This window comes from Sagittula stellata E-37 (assembly GCF_039724765.1).
Classification (GTDB): domain Bacteria; phylum Pseudomonadota; class Alphaproteobacteria; order Rhodobacterales; family Rhodobacteraceae; genus Sagittula; species Sagittula stellata.
This window is the reverse complement of the sequence record NZ_CP155729.1, coordinates 4,111,238-4,127,892: the sequence shown is the minus strand read 5'-3', so window position 1 is coordinate 4,127,892 and position 16,655 is coordinate 4,111,238. Positions and strand designations below refer to the sequence as shown.

The following is a 16,655-nucleotide window of genomic DNA, read 5'->3' as shown; positions in this document are numbered from 1 at the left end:
AGTCTGGCGGGGCGCGGGCGCATGATTTCGATTTTGGTCATTGGGGCCGACAACGCTTTCGGGCCAAGTGAAGGGCCGGGCGGAACGACCGCCACCAAGGCCCCGACCACGTCCGGGACGTCGGGAGCGTGTCCGGTGCCTAATGGCCCTCCGCCAACTGCGCTTGTCACGGGAGGGGTCAGCGGCCATGATCCGAGACAGCATTGGCCGAAGGAACAGCTCATGGCGGACGGTGAGGAATTGATCGGTTCGTGGCGGATGGACGCGTGGACCCGCACATCGGTGGCGACCGGAGAAACCACCGACGCCCTGGGACCTTCGCCCATAGGCTACATCGCATACCATCGCTGTGGGAGGATGATGGCATCCGTATTCCGTCGCGATCGTTTTCCGCCGACGTCACAGGCATGGACGGTGGAGGAGAAAGCCAAGCTGTTCGATGACATGCTGGCGTATGTCGCAACCTACCGTCTCGAAGGCAATCGGGTCATTCACGAGGTTGACGGTTCGTGGAACCCGAACTGGCAGGGGGCGCTGGACCGACCTTTCACGCTGGAAGGAGACCGGCTGGTCATCAGCGGCGCGCCCGGGATCGACCCGGCGACCGGGGAGGAAGTGATCTACCGAATGGAGTTCACCAAGGACTGAGCTACAGGAACGCCATGGATCGTCTTTCTGGCGGACGTGGGAGAACTGACGGTTTCCGGCCCCCAATAGGGGAAAACGGACGACCCGTCCCTGCCGTTTGTATGCGGCAACCTGAGTGGCCGACTTGGGGCGCGGCGTTTTTCATGGGCCGCGGACGTGCGTGGAGGAAGCGATATGATCGAACTGACGGGGCGTCTGCTGTGCGCCGACGCGGCAGAGGCAGAGCGGGTGCGGCAGGCGTTGCCCGCGCATGTGGCGCTGACCCGGGCGGAACCGGGTTGCCTGTCATTCGAGGTGGAGCCTGACGGCCCGCTTACCTGGCGAGTCGCCGAGCTGTTCACCGATTCCGACGCTTTCGAAGCCCATCAGAAACGTATGCGTGAAAGCGACTGGGGGCGCGCAACCGAAGGGATAAAGCGGGACTACGAAATACGCAAAACTGGTTGACGCAGGGTCAAAAACCTCTTTATCGCCACTTTTGCGCACGGCCCGGGCCACCTTCTCAAGCGATAGTGCATATGTGGGTAGACGGTTCCCTTTTGACGGTTACGAGTGATGTGCCTGGCCGGCTCGGCGGGCGTCGGAGCGTCCTTTGGGGCGCTCCTTTTTTGCTCTCGTTCCTGCCGCCCGTCGGTGTAGACAAGGGGCATGGCAAGACGGGCAAAAGCGGCGCGCAAGACGGACGCGCGGAAGACAAAGAGCGACAAGGCGCGCACGGCGGGCAAGCTTCCCCTGAAACGGAGGCTGCGCAGACTTGTGCTGCGGGGGGTGGTGTTGATGGCAGGACTGATGGTCGTGGCGGTGGCGCTGTTCAGCGTGGTCGACCCGCCGATGACGCACACCATGTGGGTGGAGCGGTCGCGGCTGGGCGGGCTGGAGCGCGACTGGGTCGACATGGACGACATCGCGCCGGTCATGGCGCGGTCCGCCGTGGCGGCGGAGGACGCCAACTTCTGCGAACATTGGGGCTTTGACATGGGCGCCATCCGGGCGGCGATCTCGGAAGGGGCGGCGCGCGGCGGGTCAACCATCAGCCAGCAGGTCGTCAAGAACGTGTACCTCTGGCAGGACCGATCATGGCTGCGCAAGGGGCTGGAAGCCGGCATGACCCCCATGGTGGAGGCCATGTGGTCGAAGCGGCGTATTCTTGAGGTCTATCTGAACGTGGCGGAATTCGGCGAGGGCGTCTTTGGCGTCGAGGCGGCCGCACAGCACTACTTCGGGGTGAGCGCGGACGCGTTGAGCGCGCGGCAGGCGGCGCTGCTGGCGGCGGTCCTGCCCAACCCGAAGGAGCGCAACGCAGGCCGGCCCTCGAACGCGGTCGACCGGCGGGCACGGTCGATCCGGGACGGCGCGGCGACGATTGCCGCCGACGGGCGCGACGACTGTTTCGAAGGATGAGCAGCGGGCCGGCGCCACTGCGCCGGGACGCGGGGAGGTGCTTGAATCCCGGTCGTCTTGACCTCTATTAGAGAGGGGCTCCCCGACCATACAGGACTTAAATGGCCAAGCTTTATCACGTTCCTCTTTCACCGTTCTGCCGCAAGGTGCGGTTGAGCCTCGCCGAGAAGAAGATCGAATGCGAGCTGGTGGAGGAACGCTACTGGGAGCAGGACCCGGACTTCCTGCGCCGCAACCCGGCGGCCAAGGTTCCGGTGATCCGGATCGACGGTAAGACGATGGCGGAGTCGGCCGCGATCTGCGAATGGATCGAGGAGAAGTATCCCGAACCGTCGCTGATGCCGCGCTCGGCCGATGCGCGTTACGAGGTGCGCCGGTTGGTGGGCTGGTTCGACGACAAGTTCCACCACGAGGTCACGTCGAAGCTGCTGTACGAGCGGGTGAACAAGAAGTTGATGAAGGCCGGTTTCCCGGACAGCGGCAACGTGAAGTCGGGCGCCAAGGCGGTCAAGTACCACCTCGATTACATGGCGTGGCTGCTGGACCACCGCCGCTGGCTGGCGGGAGATTCGATGACGCTGGCCGATTTCGCCGCTGCCGCGCATCTGTCGTCGCTGGACTACATCTCGGACGTGGACTGGAACCGGTCGTCGGTGGTCAAGGACTGGTACGCGAAGATCAAGTCGCGCCCCGCCTTCCGGTCGATCCTTGCCGACCAGGTGCCGGGTTTCCCGCCGCCCGCCCACTACGCCGACCTCGATTTCTGAGGCCGGTGGCCGGACGCTGATCGCCGGCGATGGCGCGCAGGGCACTTCGGGCAGAGAGGAACGGGGGGTCGCGTGCAGGATCTGACGGCAGCGCTGAAACGGCAGGCGGCAGAGGTCGGGTTTTCCGAGTGCCGTGTCGCCCGCGTGGCCGACCTGCCGGAGGTGATGTCGCGCCTTCAGGCCTTTGTCGACGCGGGCTATCACGGGCAGATGGGCTGGCTGGCGGAGCGGATGCACTGGCGCGGCGATCCCGCAGCGCTCTGGCCCGAGGCGCGGTCGGTCGTCATGCTGGCAGAGGACTACGGTCCGGATGAGGACCCGCTGGCGGTTCTGCAACAACCCGACTGCGGTGCGGTCAGCGTCTACGCCCGGCATCGCGACTATCACGACGTGGTCAAGAAGCGGCTCAAGCGGCTGGGCCGTTGGCTGATCGAGTCGGCGGAAGCGGAGGGCACGACAGGGCCGGAGATCAAGGTCTTCGTCGACACCGCGCCGGTGATGGAGAAACCGCTGGGGCAGGCCGCCGGTCTGGGCTGGCAGGGCAAGCACACCAACCTCGTGTCGCGCCGGCTGGGATCCTGGTTCTTCCTCGGCTGCATCTTCACCACGCTCGACCTGTCGCCGGACGGGGCGGAGGTGGATCACTGCGGGTCGTGCCGCCGTTGCCTTGACGTCTGCCCGACCGATGCTTTCCCCGCGCCCTACAAGCTGGATGCGCGGCGCTGCATTTCCTACCTCACGATCGAACACAAGGGCCCGGTGGACGAGGCGCTGCGTCCCGGGCTGGGCAACCGCATCTACGGCTGCGACGACTGCCTTGCGGTCTGCCCGTGGAACAAGTTCGCGGGCGTCGCGCAGGAGGTGAAGTACCACGCCCGCGACGACCTGCTTGCCCCGCCGCTGGCCGATCTGGCGGCGCTGGACGACGCGGGGTTCCGGGCGCGGTTCTCCGGCTCTCCGATCAAGCGCATCGGGCGCGACCGCATGGTGCGCAACGTGATGTACGCCGTGGGGAACTCCGGCCGGGCCGCGCTGGAGCCGGTGGCCCAACGGCTGTGCGACGATCCGGACCCGGGCGTGCAGGACGCGGCCCGCTGGGCGGTGAAGCGCCTGCGTGGCAGTGGCTGACGGGGCGCGGCAGTTCGGTCACATTTTCCGGTTTGCCGCAAAAAACAGTGAACGCCACGGCAATGTGACTCTTGCGCGAGCGTTCATTCCGTGATGGAGTCCGATTTGCCGAGTGGGGGACGTGCTGCCAATACGCATTCACTCGAAATGTACAGGTTCCCGCGAAAGCGGGGCTTCGGAACGATGCGCCGCAAGCCGTTGATGTCCGGAGGGGTATTGACGGGCGCAGAGCTGCCATCTCCGCGCCCGAGGCGACTTGCGTGTTCTTGGGAGAAAGCGTTGTCACCCGCCTGTTTCATGACAGGTGAACCTTTTTGGCGCAAGGCTGCCCACATTCATGTGTACGATGTTTCGGCGGGGCTTTGCTTATTCGCAACAGGCCCCATCTTCCGTTGCAGACTGCACAGGAGGACGCAGATGCCAAAATATGAACGCAGACCGGATGTTATCGCCACGTTGACGCCAGAGCAGTACCGCGTCACGCAGCAAAGCGGTACGGAGCGTCCGGGCACCGGGGAATACCTCTCCAACAAGGAGCCCGGCATTTATGTCGACGTGGTTTCCGGAGAGCCGCTGTTCGCCAGCGCCTCGAAGTACGAATCGGGCTGCGGCTGGCCCAGCTTCGTGAAACCCATCGAACCCGACAACGTCGTCGAATTGCGCGACACCACCCACGGCATGATCCGGACTGAGGTCCGTTCCCGCCATGGCGACAGCCATCTGGGGCATGTCTTTCCCGACGGGCCCATGGATCGGGGCGGGCTGCGCTACTGCATCAACTCGGCCTCGCTGCGCTTCGTCCACCGCGACGACATGGAGGCCGAGGGCTACGGCGACTACATTGACCAGGTGGAGCAACCGGGATGAACACTGACCTTTCGGGGCAACGGGCAGAGCTTTATGCTCTGCTCGACAAGGAGGCGCCGGAAATCGTTTCGCGCCGCTCCGGATGGGAGCGTGTGGTCCCGCTGGCCGACGGCGCAGTTGTCCTTGTGCTGTCGTTGTCGCAGGACAAGGCTTCGGTCTACGTCAAACCGGAGGGCCCGGACGGCGCGCGTCTGTTGCGTGACCACCAAGACACTTTGGCACGCCGTCTGAAAGTTACACCGGGGCATGGCAGCGGGCAGGCTGAAAAGGGCTACTGGTATCGCAAGGACAACCCCAAGGCCTGCTTCACGATCCGCAGGCAGTGGCCCGAGGCAATCCGCTGGTTTCGGGCGCAACACGCAACATATTATAAGGCATTCGCCGAACTGGAGGACATCCGATGACCGAACGTGCCGTACTGGCGGGGGGCTGCTTCTGGGGTATGCAGGACCTGATCCGCAAGCTGCCGGGGGTGGAAAAGACCCGCGTGGGCTATACCGGGGGGGACGTGCCGAACGCGACCTACCGCAACCACGGGACACATGCGGAGGGGATTGAGATCCTCTTCGATCCGGAGAAGACGAGCTACCGGCGCCTGCTGGAGTTCTTCTTCCAGATCCACGATCCCACCACGCCGAACCGGCAGGGCAACGACCGGGGCATGTCCTACCGGTCGGCCATCTACTACGTGAACGAAGCGCAACGCGACGAGGCGCTTGAGACGATCCGCGACGTCGATGCCTCCGGGCTGTGGCCCGGCAAGGTGGTGACGGAGGTGGAGCCGGTGGGCGATTTCTGGGAAGCCGAGCCCGAGCACCAGGATTACCTGCAGCGCATCCCGCACGGCTACACCTGCCATTACGTGCGCCCGGGCTGGGTTCTGCCCCGGCGCGATGCGGCGGAATAGGGTTGGACGGGAACCGCTAACAGGGGCGGCGCGCCGGGGGACGGTGCGCCGCCTTTTTCGTGTCCGCGAGAGGGGGGGGGCGCTGCCCCCGCCCCTGCGGGGCTCCCCCGAGGTATTTTGCACCAAGATGAAGGGAGCCGGTCCGCCTTCGGCTGCCGTGGCGCGGCGCGGTCGGGAGGGAGATCCGCGCCGGAGAAACGCAAGGGAGAGCGGACCCCTGGGATGCTTTCGGGCGCGAAGCCAGGACGGCTGACGGGGGCGGTCGTCTTCGCGGCCCATCTCCCGGGATGACACGCGCACTTCATGCGGGCGCGGGCCGTCGTCGCCGGGCTGCCTTTGCGACACATCCCGTCCCGCCCATGACGTCACGTTGACGTGGACGCCGGGCGGGTCATGGTGTGTGGTGCCAGCCAAAGAGGGAGGTCCACACATGACGTCATATCCGCACCTGCTGCGCCCGCTCGACCTTGGGCATGTCACGCTGAGGAACCGCGTGCTGATGGGGTCGATGCACACCAACCTCGAAGAGCGGGGCGACTGGAACCGGGTGGCGGAGTTCTACGCGACCCGGGCGCGGGGCGGCGTCGGGCTGATGGTGACGGGCGGCATGGCGCCCAACAACGAGGGCGGCGTCTTTCCCGGCGCGGCGGGTCTTTACACCCCTCAGGACATCGCCAACCACCGCATCGTCACTGACCGCGTGCACGAGGCGGGCGGGCGGATCGCCATGCAGATCCTACATGCGGGCCGCTATGCCTACGGTCCCGATTGCGTGGCGCCCAGCCCGGTGAAGTCCCCGATCAGCCCCTTCCCGCCGAAGGAGCTGGACGAGGAAGGGATCGAGAAGCAGATCGGCGACATCGCCACCGCCGCCGCGCGTGCCCGCGAGGCGGGCTATGACGGCGTGGAGGTCATGGGCTCGGAAGGGTATTTCCTGAACCAGTTCCTCGTGACCCACACCAACAAGCGCACCGACCGCTGGGGCGGGTCTTACGAGAACCGGATGCGGCTGCCGGTGGAGGTGGTGAAGCGCGTGCGCGCGGCGGTGGGCGCGGACTTCATCCTGATCTACCGGCTGTCGATGATCGACCTCGTCCCCAACGGTTCGACCCATGAGGAGGTCGTGCAGCTTGCTCAGGCGGTGGAGGCGGCGGGCGCGTCGATCATCAACACCGGCATCGGCTGGCACGAGGCGCGGGTGCCGACCATCGCCACGTCGGTGCCGCGCCGGGCTTTCGCCTGGGTCACGCAAAAGCTGATGGGCAAGGTCGGCGTGCCGCTGATCTGTTCGAACCGGATCAACACGCCGGAGGTGGCGGAAGAGGTGCTGGCGGAGGGCTGCGCCGACATGGTGTCGCTGGCGCGGCCATTCCTCGCCGATCCGGACTTCGTCGCCAAGGCGGTGGCCGGGCGGCCGGAGTTGATCGCGCCCTGCATCGCCTGCAACCAGGCCTGCCTCGACCACACATTCGCGGGCAAGGTGTCGTCCTGTCTGGTGAACCCGAAGGCCGGGTTCGAGACGGAGCTGGTGGTCGCCCCCGCCGAGATCACGAAGACCGTGGCTGTGGTGGGCGCGGGACCAGCGGGCATGTCGGCGGCGATCACCTGCGCCGAGCGCGGCCATTCCGTCACGCTGTTCGATGCGGCGGCGGAGATCGGCGGGCAGTTGAACATGGCCAAGGTCATCCCCGGCAAGGAAGAGTTCCACGGGCTGGTCGACTGGTTCCGCGCGATGCTGGTCGACAAGGGCGTGACGCTGGCGCTGGGGCGGCGCGTGGGGGCGGAGGACGTGGCGGACTTCGACGAGATCATCGTCGCCACCGGCGTCACCCCGCGCGATCCGCAGATCCCCGGGCAGGATCATCCTTCGGTGCTGGGCTACATCGACGTGCTGCGTCACGGCGCGGAGGCGGGCAAGAGGGTCGCCGTGATCGGCGCCGGGGGCATCGGTTTCGACGTGTCGGAGTTCCTCGTGACCGGGGACAGCCCGACCGAAAGCCTGCCGGACTGGATGCGGGAATGGGGCGTGACCGATCCCGCCGAGGCGCGGTCCGGCCTTTCGCCCGAGGGGCCGCAGCCCGACGCGCCGGTGCGCGAGGTGGTGATGCTGCAACGCAAGTCCGAGAAGCCTGGCAAGAGGCTGGGCAAGACGACGGGCTGGATCCACCGCGCGGGGCTGCAGATGAAGGCGGTCGAGATGAAGGCGGGCGTCAATTACGAGCGCATCGACGACGCTGGCCTGCACATCTCCCATGGCGAGGCGCGCGAACGGCCCGAGGTCATCGCCTGCGACACGGTTGTGCTGTGCGCGGGACAGGTCAGCGCGCGCGGCCTGGCCGATGCGCTTGAGGCGGTGGGCCGGACCTGCCATGTGATCGGCGGGGCGGACGTGGCTGCGGAACTGGACGCCAAGCGTGCCATCGACCAGGGGGTGCGGCTGGCGGCGACGCTCTGACCGGGCACAGGCCTGCACAGGTCCTGCAGAAATGACAGGGCGCGCCTGCACACGGGGCGCGCCATTGTGGCCAAAGTCATTTATCGGAGGACATTGCCATGCTCAGATCATCGGGGCGACGGTTCCTGATCGTCGGCCTTCTCACCCTTCTCATGTTCATCCCCCTGTTCTTCGCGGCGGAGGTCATCGATTCCCGGAAGTCCTATTCTGAGGCGACGATCGACAGCGTCGGCGAGGAGTGGGGTGGCCGTCAGTACGTCTATGGCCCGCAGCTTGTCATCCCGGTGGAGACCACCGTGACGCGGGTGGCGTCGCGGCCGAAGATCGACCCGGAGACAGGTGTGGTGCAGACCGACCCGGAGACCGGCGATGACCTGTTCGAGCGGTTCCGGGAGACCGTGCAGGAGGCAAGCGCGCCGGTGCACCTGCTGCCCGAGGCCTTCGACGTCGACATCGCGACGCAGACGCAGGAACGGCGGCGCGGGATCTTCCGGGTGCCGGTCTATACGGCACAGGTCGATGCCGGTTTCGATTTCGACACCGCCGCGGCAGAGCGCCTGATCGGCCCCGACCAGCGGCTGCGCTGGGATCGGGCAGAGGTCTGGTTCGGCGTCTACAACAACCGGTCCCTGCGCGGCGAAGCGCGGCTGGAAGAGGGTGGCGAAGCGCTGCCGCTGGAACCCATGTCGCAGCGCTCTGGCGTGAAGGCGCTGGTCGGCGACCCGAGGGCGCGGGACCGCTACGACATGCGCCTCGGGATGAACGGCGCGCAGCTCATGATGGTGTCGCCGGTGGGGCGCACCTCTCGTGTCACGATGACCAGCGACTGGCCGCATCCGTCGTTCACCGGCGCCTTCCTTCCGGATGGGTCCACCGTGACCGAGGACGGCTTTACCGCCGAATGGACGATCCCGCATCTGGCGCGGTCGATGCCGCAGGCCGGGCTGGACGATCCCGACGACGCGGCGCGCCGCACCACCTTCGGGGTGGAATACCTGACGCCCAACGACTTCTACCAGAAAGCCTATCGGGCGGCGCGCTACGGCATCCTGTTCATCGCGCTGACCTTCCTGACGATCCTGTTGACCGAACGCGGCACCGGGCGGCCCGCGCACCCCGTGCAGTACATTCTGGCCGGTCTGGCGCAGACGACCTTCGTTTTGCTGATGGTATCCTACGCCGAACACCTGGGCTTTGCGCTGGCCTACGCGCTGTCGAGCGCGGCGGTGATCGGTCTGCTGACGCTGTTCGGGGTCGTGGCACTGAACCTGGGCCGCCGCGCCCTGGTGCTGGGCGCGATGCTGGTGGTGGTTTACGGGGTGCTCTACCTGATCCTGCGCTCGGCGGATTACGCCCTGCTGGCGGGCTCGACGCTGGCCTTCCTCGCGCTGGCGCTGACCATGATCGTCACCCGCAACGAGGACTGGTACGGCCCCGACGCGGGCAAGCCGAAACAGCGCCGGCCCTTCCTGGGCACCACGTCCGAGGCGCCGCCGCCTCCCGCCACGGAAGGCTGATCCGGGGACCCCGCGCAGGAACTCTGCGCGGGGTCTGTCCGTTTATCTGTCAGAGCGCGACACGCAACGCCGCGCATATGAAACACACGACAGGAGGCTCCCATGCCGAATATCGCAGAAGCAAAAGTACTGATCATCTCCACGCACGGTTTCGAGCAATCGGAACTGGAATTCCCCCGCGACCAGCTGCGCGCCAAGGGTGCCGAGGTGCATGTCGCCACGCTCGACGGCAAGGCGATCAAGGGCTGGGAAGGCTCCGACTGGGGCCGCGAGGCCGAGGCCGACCTGAAGATTGAGGATGCCAACCCGCATGACTACGACGCGCTTGTCATCCCCGGCGGCCAGATCAATCCCGATCTGCTGCGCGTCGAGGAGCCGGTTCTGGCACTGGTGCGTACGTTCCACGACCAGGGCAAAGTTGTCGCCGCGGTCTGCCACGCGCCTTGGGTCCTGATCGAGGCAGGCATCGTCGCCGGTCGCCGGATGACCTGCTACACCTCGATCCGCACGGACCTCGAGAACGCCGGCGCCAAGGTGATGGACACGTCGGTCGTGGCCGACAACGGCATCGTCACCAGCCGCCAGCCCGACGACCTGAAGGACTTCGTGTCGAAGATCGTCGAGGAGATCGAGGAAGGCACCCACGGTCGCAAAGCCGCCTGATCCGACCTTCATGACCTGAACGAAACCCCCGGCCCGCGCGTCGGGGGTTTTCGTTTGCCGGCTCGGTTAAGCCGTTTCCTCTCGTTCGCCAGTCAGGGCAGAAACCGCTTTATTGTCTTTACCGCGCCCCATTTCGGCCCCTGTTCGCCTGCATAAACAACAGGAACGAGATTGGACGAGGAGACGAGAATGGATCGTCTGACCGAAATGGAAGCATTCGCCACGGTGGTGGACCAGGGAGGGTTCACCGATGCGGCAAAGAAGATGGGTATTTCCAAGTCGGCCGTGTCCAAGCACGTATCGAGTTTGGAAGCGCGTCTTGGCGCCCGCCTTCTGAACCGGACGACACGGCGGGTTTCCCCGACGGAAATCGGGCTGGCGTATTACGACCGCGCCCGTCGCGTCCTGAACGACGCGGGAGAGGCCGACGCGCTTGTCACCTCGATGCAGTCGGCGCCCTCCGGCCTGTTGCGGATCAGCGTGGCGACCGATTTCGGGGTGAACCACCTGAGCCCCGTGCTGGGTGAATTTCTGGCCGAATTCCCGGACATCACCGTGAACATGGTGTTGAACAACCGCTACGTCGAACTCATCTCCGAAGGCTTCGACATGGCCGTGCGCATCGGCGAGCTGGAGGACAGCACCCTGCGTGCGCGCAAGCTGACCGAGACGACGAAGCGCATGATCGCCTCGCCCTCCTATTTCCAGAAATACGGGCGACCTTCGCGGATCGACGACCTGAACGAACATAAGCTGCTGCATTATTCCAACCAGGCCTCCGGCAACGTGTGGAAGCTGACCGCGCCCTCGGGCGAGAAACGGCAGGTGCGCACGGCGGGCTGGCTGACTGTCAACGACGGGCAGTCCCTTCTGAACGCGTGCATCGCCGGTCTGGGCATCGCCTACCTGCCGTCCTACCTCTATCACGACGCGATGGAGCAGGGGCTGGTCGAGGATGCGATCCCCGATCTGCCGATGGAAATGCAGGGTGTATACGCCGTGTATCCGCCGGGCCGCTTCACGCAGCCCAAGGTCCGCGCCTTCATCGATTTCCTTGTGCATGCCTTTGCCGAAAAGGGCCCGCAGAAGTGGTAAGATCCGGGGCCTGAGCACCCCCGGTAGAATGACAAGATCTGTTTCCCCCGCCTGATGCTAGGCAAACTGGCCCCCGATGACAGAAGTCGTCGGGGGTTTTTTCATCACCTGTGCCGTGGGGCAGTCGCTTGGCGTGCGGCGACCTTGCAAATAGGGCACCGGATGCGCCTTTCTGGCCGGGCCCGAGCCGGATGCGGCCACCTGACCGAGACAGACACACCACTGGCCGCGTGCACGGGCGCAGGACGTGGGAGCGTGCGGTGGGCACCGGCTGGCTGCGCTAGGGCTATTCGGTGGAGATCAGCACCGCCTCGACGCGGCGGTTGGCCTCCCGCCCCTCGGCGGTGAGGTTGCTGGCAACCGGGGCGAGGTAACCCGCGCCCTCCGCCCCGATCCGCCCGGCGTCGGTGTCGTGACGGCTGCGCAGGTAGGCCACCGCGGCCTGCGCCCGGCGCAGAGAGACACCCCGGTTGGCCTCCAGCGAGCCCGTCGCGTCCGTGTGGCCGACGAACAGGATGCGCCGGGTCGGGTTGTCGGAAAGGTACTGCGCCAGCGCGTCGAGGGAGGCGATGTCGTCCCCGCCAAGGTCAGTCGATCCAGACCGGAACACGAGGTCCGACAGGGTCACATGGCCGTCCCGCTCCAGCGCGGCGGGAATGTCACCCGGGTCGATGGCTGCGCCCGACGTCCGTGCCAAGGCAGGGGCGTCGCGCGTGATCTCGGCCTGCACGTCCTGACCGGCCCGGATCACCTGCACGTACCCATCGGACGGGCCACGGCTGGTCAGCACCGATACGGCGCCGCCCTCCGGTCCGACGGCCGAGACGAACCGGAAGTCGTCGAGACTGACGAACATCTCCGGCGCGGGCACCACCAGCGTGGCAAAGCGGAAGTCGAAGCCGCCACAGACCGCCGCCGCGCAGTCGAGCACGATCTCGAAACCCTCGGCCACCAAGGCGTCGCGCAGCGGTTTCAGCAACTGGAAGGAGGTCAGCCCGGACTTGGGCACCCGCCACGAAGACACCTCGATCCGTCCTTCGATCCGGCGGGTGGGCAGGGCGTCATCAGCCCATGGCCCGGTGGGCAAGGCGTAGACGCCCGGGTCCTGCACGGTGTCGAAGGTCTGCTCGGACGATCCCGGCAGCGGCAGGTCGAGCGCGCGCGCAGGGCCGCACAGCAGGACCAGGACTGCAAGGCCGGCCAGACGCCGCCGGGTATCAGCGCGCCTGCGCGTGATATTCATCGTTCGGGCGCATGTCCGTGGCAGACGCGACGCGGTTCGTCATGTTGAAAAACCCCGCCACATTGGCGATGTCCCAGATGTCGCGGTCGGTGAAGCCCGCATCGCGCAACGCCTCGCGGTCGTAGTCGCCGATCTCGGCGCTGGCTTTCGTCATCTTCTCGGCGAACCAGAGCATCGCGTGCTGGCGTTCCGACAGGTCGGCCACGCGCCAGTTCATCACCAGCATCTCGCCCAGTTTCGGATCGCCCGACAGTTGCCGGACGGCGGCGCCATGGGCGGTCAGGCAGTAAAAGCACTTGTTCACCGAAGAGACGACGACCGCGATCATCTCGCGCTCCAGCTTGCTCAGGCCGGAGTCCGCCAGCATCAGGTCGTTGTACATGGCGGTGAAGGCGTTCAGCTTGTCGACGTCGAAGGCATAGGCCTTCAGCACGTTCGGCACCATGCCAAGTTTGTCCCGGCAAACGTCGAAGTATTTCTGCGTCGCCTCCGGCAGGGGGTCCATCATGGGCAGGTTCAGGGCCGTGGGTCTGGTGTCTGTCACGCGTCTTCGCCTTCGCTTTGGTACATCCGGTAATGGTACTGCCCGGCCACCTCCATGTGCAACGAGGCATAGAGCGCGCTGGCCGCGTCGTTTTCTGCGGTGGCGGCGCAGGCCATCCAGCGCGCGCCCTTCCGCGCGGCCCAGAGTGCGGCGCACCGCATCATCCATCCTCCCAACGCCTTGCCGCGATGGTCCGACAGGATGTGCAGCGCATGCACCATGGCCACGCCTTCGTGGATGCCGCAGAAGCCCGCGCCGGCGGGCCGGTCGGACACCCGCCCGAAAAGGCCGGTCTTGGGCTGGGCCGCGCGGTCCATCACCCGGCGCCGCGCCTCGCCGATGCCGCCGTCCTCCCAGATCTCGTTCATGATCGCCAGCGGCTCCCAGATGGCAAAGGCGGAGACACGCGGCAGCTTCAGATCGGTCAGGTGGTCGATCGGCGCCAGCCAAAGGTTCGTCGGATCGACCCGGTCGTAGCCTTGCGCTTCCAGCGCAATGTCGAGCGTCTCGTCCCCGGGCCGGATCATGAAGAGCGCAGGCTGCCCCATCAGCCGCATCGCCGTCTCGGCGGCGGTCAAGTCGTCCACCCGCCACGCGCCGCGCGCCGTGGCCGCCGACACCCTCTTGCCGCCGCCCCGCCCCTCGCGCAGGGTCCAGGGGCCGGTCTCAACCCGCGCCGCCGCGGGCCAGGTCGTGTCGAGGACCGAAAACAGCCGCGACAGATCGGGTTTGAGGTGGATCATCGTCGTCCTTCAATCGCCGAAAAGGGCATTGAGCCGAGTCATCGCGGCGTCGAGCCGCCCGGCATCGGTGCCGCGCACGACCACGTTTGTTCCGAAGGCACCGTCCTTCTGGAACGGGTAGGACCCGAACTGCAGGTCCGAGAACTCCTCGGCCAGCGCCCCGAGCGGCTCCGCCACCATGCCCTCGCCGCGCTGGACGCGCAGGGTCTGCGACAGCAGCGGCGCGCCGCCAACGAGGGTGGACAGCAGGCTCGCGACCATCGCCTCGAAGATCTGCGGCACGCCCGCCATGACATGCACGTTGCCGAGACTGAAGCCGGGGGCGGCGGAAATCGGATTGTCGATCAGCGTCGCGCCGTCCGGAATGCGCGCCATTCTGAGGCGCGCCTCGTTCATCTCGGTGCCGGAACGGTCGTAATGCGCCTGCAGGATCGCGCGCGCATCCTCCCTGACCGAGATCGGCACGCCGAAGGCCTCGGCCACGCAGGGCGCGGTGATGTCGTCGTGCGTCGGCCCGATCCCGCCCGAGGTCACCACATGGTCGAAGCCATGGCGCAGCGCGTTGACCGCCGCCACGATCGCCGCCCGGTCGTCGGAGACCATGCGCACTTCGCGCAGGTCGATGCCGTGCCGGGTGAATTCCTGCGCGAGGTGGTGCATGTTGCTGTCGCGCGTCCGGCCTGACAGGATCTCGTCCCCGATCACCAGCATGGCGGCGGTGGGATTGGGCATATGCGGCACCTCCTTTGTGTCCCGGGCGCCTTGCGCCTCCAGGTGGTTAACGTATAGGCCCCGCTCCATGCGCTTTCAAACACATCTGGTGCCCGCGACCCTTGAGCGCCGCTACAAACGGTTCCTCGCGGACTGCACGCTGGACGACGGCACGCAGGTGACCGCCCATGTCGCCAACCCCGGCTCCATGCTGGGGCTGGCCGATCCGGGCCAGCGGATCTGGCTGGAACCCAACGACGACCCGAGGAAAAAGCTGAATTGGGCCTGGCGGCTGGTCGACCACGGTGGCGGCCACTTCACCGGTGTCGACACGGGCGCCGCCAACCGCGTGCTGAAGGACGCCCTCACAGCGGGCGAGGTCGCGGGGCTCGCCGGTTACGACACGGTGAGACCGGAGGTGAAGTACGGCGAGAACAGCCGCATCGACTTCCTGCTGACGGGCGGCGGAAAACCGGACACCTACGTCGAGGTCAAATCCGTCACGCTCTCACGCCAGCCCGGCCTCGCAGAATTTCCCGACAGCCGCACGGCACGCGGCGCGAAACACCTGGGCGAACTGGCGGCAATGGCAGGGCAGGGGCACCGTGCGGTGATGCTCTACCTCGTGCAGCGCACAGACGCCCGCGCCGTCACGCTGGCCCTCGACCTCGACCCGGCCTATGCGATGGCCTTCGCAAATGCCGCGGAGGCGGGTGTGGAGACACTGGCCCTCGGCTGCAAGATCGCGCCCGAAGGCATCGATCTCGGGCAAGCGCTGCCGTTCCGCGCACCCTGACCTTCATCTTGGCTCAAATACCTCGGGGGGCGCGCAGCGCGGGGCGGAGCCCCCGAACCGGCAGCAAAAAGGCGCCCCCGCAAAGGCAGGGGCGCCCGACAATCTGACCGACCGGTCCGTTGCGTCTCAGACCTTGAGGTTCGGGATGATCTGCTTTTTGCGGCTCATGATGCCCGGGAGCACGACGGTGTCGCCGGATACGGTCGCGCCAAAGGACTTCTCCGCCACGCCCTTCACCAGGTCGTTGGGGACCAGAAGCGTTGCTTCTTCTTTCAGGATGTCCACGACGAACAGCAGAACCTCGTCCACACCGTCCTCGGCCGCGACCGTCTTGAAGGTCTCCATGAGGCTGTCCTTGCGGCCCAGCGGGATCTCGGGCGCGGTCGTCTCAAGCACCGAAACGCGGAACTTCGTGCCGTCCACTTCGTATTCCTTGGAGTCCATCCGGATCAGCTCCGCGTCGGAGAAGGCGGAGACGTCGGACTTCGCCGCGAACATCTGGGCCGCGTAGTCGCTCAGGTCGACGCCCAGGTCGCGGGCCAGACCCTCGGCCACATCGCGGTCGTGCTGCGTGGTGGTCGGCGAACGGAATTCCAGCGTGTCGGACAGGATGCAGGTCAGCGCGGCGCCACGGACCTCGCGCGGGCACTTCTCCATCTCGGAGCCGATCATGTCGACCATGATCGTCGCGGTGCACGCGAGGGGACGCATGGTGATGTCGATCGGCCCTTTCGTCTCCAGCCCGCCAACGAGCTTGTGATGGTCGATGATCGCACGAATGTCGGCGGCGTTGATGTCCGCCGGCAGCTCGGCCGGGTTGTTGGTGTCGACGATGACGACCGGCGTGCCGGCCTCGACCGAGGAGATGATCTCGGGCTTCTCGAGGCCCCAGTGCGCCAGCATGAAGGCGGCTTCGGTGTTGGGTTCGCCCAGGAGAACGGGCTTGGCAGACTGGCCCTTCACTTCGTTGAGATACCAGGACCAGAGGATCGGGCTGCCGGTGGAATCGGTGTCGGGGCTCTTGTGGCCGAATACGAGCGTCGTCATGGCGTGTCCTTGAAAGGCAAATGGTGTCGCGCGCCCTATACCGCCGCAGCGCGGCATTGTCACCCCGCCGCCGAAGGGGTGCGACCTTCGCGCAGGACCCAGAAAGACTTTTCGGATGAAAAG

General features: G+C 66.4%; 18 protein-coding genes. 13 read left to right on the top strand and 5 right to left on the bottom strand.

The window, feature by feature from the left end:
* Positions 1–222: 222 nt before the first annotated feature.
* From ABFK29_RS19665 to ABFK29_RS19610, 12 genes are all read left to right on the top strand, one after another.
* Positions 223–648, top strand: coding sequence for a lipocalin-like domain-containing protein (locus tag ABFK29_RS19665; RefSeq protein WP_005860017.1), 426 nt, complete (start codon positions 223–225; stop codon positions 646–648).
* A 174-nt stretch (positions 649–822) separates the two neighbouring features.
* Positions 823–1,095 carry a putative quinol monooxygenase gene (locus tag ABFK29_RS19660; protein ID WP_005860015.1) on the top strand — a complete coding sequence of 91 codons (273 nt, stop codon included), beginning with the start codon at positions 823–825 and terminating at the stop codon, positions 1,093–1,095.
* Positions 1,096–1,296: 201 nt separating this feature from the next.
* Positions 1,297–2,049 carry a monofunctional biosynthetic peptidoglycan transglycosylase gene (gene mtgA, locus ABFK29_RS19655; RefSeq protein WP_005860013.1) on the top strand — a complete coding sequence of 251 codons (753 nt, stop codon included), beginning with the start codon at positions 1,297–1,299 and terminating at the stop codon, positions 2,047–2,049.
* A 101-nt stretch (positions 2,050–2,150) separates the two neighbouring features.
* Positions 2,151–2,816, top strand: coding sequence for a glutathione S-transferase family protein (locus tag ABFK29_RS19650; protein ID WP_005860010.1), 666 nt, complete (start codon positions 2,151–2,153; stop codon positions 2,814–2,816).
* 72 nt (positions 2,817–2,888) lie between these two features.
* Entirely contained in the window at positions 2,889–3,944 is a 1,056-nt protein-coding gene (gene queG, locus ABFK29_RS19645) for a tRNA epoxyqueuosine(34) reductase QueG (protein WP_005860008.1), read from the top strand.
* 417 nt (positions 3,945–4,361) lie between these two features.
* A complete protein-coding gene (gene msrB, locus ABFK29_RS19640) occupies positions 4,362–4,811 on the top strand; it encodes a peptide-methionine (R)-S-oxide reductase MsrB (protein ID WP_005860006.1) in 450 nt (149 codons plus the stop codon).
* Positions 4,808–5,215 carry a hypothetical protein gene (locus tag ABFK29_RS19635; protein WP_005860004.1) on the top strand — a complete coding sequence of 136 codons (408 nt, stop codon included), beginning with the start codon at positions 4,808–4,810 and terminating at the stop codon, positions 5,213–5,215. The genes msrB and ABFK29_RS19635 overlap by 4 nt, the downstream gene beginning before the upstream one ends.
* Positions 5,212–5,718 (top strand): peptide-methionine (S)-S-oxide reductase MsrA, encoded by a 507-nt coding sequence (msrA, locus tag ABFK29_RS19630; RefSeq protein ID WP_005860002.1) that lies wholly within the window; start codon positions 5,212–5,214, stop codon positions 5,716–5,718. Before ABFK29_RS19635 ends, msrA begins: the two co-directional genes overlap by 4 nt.
* Positions 5,719–6,148: 430 nt before the next feature.
* Positions 6,149–8,173, top strand: coding sequence for an NADPH-dependent 2,4-dienoyl-CoA reductase (locus ABFK29_RS19625; RefSeq protein WP_005860000.1), 2,025 nt, complete (start codon positions 6,149–6,151; stop codon positions 8,171–8,173).
* A 98-nt stretch (positions 8,174–8,271) separates the two neighbouring features.
* Positions 8,272–9,690: a cell envelope integrity protein CreD gene (creD, locus tag ABFK29_RS19620; RefSeq protein WP_005859998.1), complete on the top strand. Its 1,419-nt coding sequence runs from the start codon at positions 8,272–8,274 to the stop codon at positions 9,688–9,690.
* Between the two features lie 102 nt (positions 9,691–9,792).
* Positions 9,793–10,353 carry a type 1 glutamine amidotransferase domain-containing protein gene (locus ABFK29_RS19615; protein ID WP_005859996.1) on the top strand — a complete coding sequence of 187 codons (561 nt, stop codon included), beginning with the start codon at positions 9,793–9,795 and terminating at the stop codon, positions 10,351–10,353.
* Between the two features lie 189 nt (positions 10,354–10,542).
* Positions 10,543–11,448, top strand: coding sequence for a LysR family transcriptional regulator (locus ABFK29_RS19610; RefSeq protein WP_005859994.1), 906 nt, complete (start codon positions 10,543–10,545; stop codon positions 11,446–11,448).
* Between the two features lie 286 nt (positions 11,449–11,734).
* On the opposite strand, the gene ABFK29_RS19605 is transcribed toward ABFK29_RS19610, so the two are convergent.
* From ABFK29_RS19605 to ABFK29_RS19590, 4 genes are read right to left on the bottom strand one after another with little or no spacing between them, the layout of a single operon-like run.
* Positions 11,735–12,691: an OmpA family protein gene (locus ABFK29_RS19605; protein WP_005859993.1), complete on the bottom strand. Its 957-nt coding sequence runs from the start codon at positions 12,689–12,691 to the stop codon at positions 11,735–11,737.
* Positions 12,666–13,235, bottom strand: coding sequence for a peroxidase-related enzyme (locus ABFK29_RS19600; RefSeq protein WP_040604686.1), 570 nt, complete (start codon positions 13,233–13,235; stop codon positions 12,666–12,668). Before ABFK29_RS19600 ends, ABFK29_RS19605 begins: the two co-directional genes overlap by 26 nt.
* Positions 13,232–13,978, bottom strand: a complete 747-nt coding sequence (locus tag ABFK29_RS19595; protein WP_005859988.1) for a GNAT family N-acetyltransferase — start codon at positions 13,976–13,978, stop codon at positions 13,232–13,234. Before ABFK29_RS19595 ends, ABFK29_RS19600 begins: the two co-directional genes overlap by 4 nt.
* A 9-nt stretch (positions 13,979–13,987) precedes the next feature.
* On the bottom strand, positions 13,988–14,710 hold the full coding sequence (locus ABFK29_RS19590) for a competence/damage-inducible protein A (protein WP_040604685.1): 723 nt from the start codon (positions 14,708–14,710) through the stop codon (positions 13,988–13,990).
* 67 nt (positions 14,711–14,777) lie between these two features.
* Between ABFK29_RS19590 and sfsA the strand changes: the two genes are divergently transcribed.
* Positions 14,778–15,485: a DNA/RNA nuclease SfsA gene (sfsA, locus tag ABFK29_RS19585; protein WP_005859985.1), complete on the top strand. Its 708-nt coding sequence runs from the start codon at positions 14,778–14,780 to the stop codon at positions 15,483–15,485.
* A 126-nt stretch (positions 15,486–15,611) separates the two neighbouring features.
* Here the strand turns inward: sfsA and ABFK29_RS19580 are convergent, their stop codons facing one another.
* Positions 15,612–16,532, bottom strand: coding sequence for a manganese-dependent inorganic pyrophosphatase (locus tag ABFK29_RS19580; protein WP_005859983.1), 921 nt, complete (start codon positions 16,530–16,532; stop codon positions 15,612–15,614).
* Positions 16,533–16,655 lie beyond the last annotated feature (123 nt).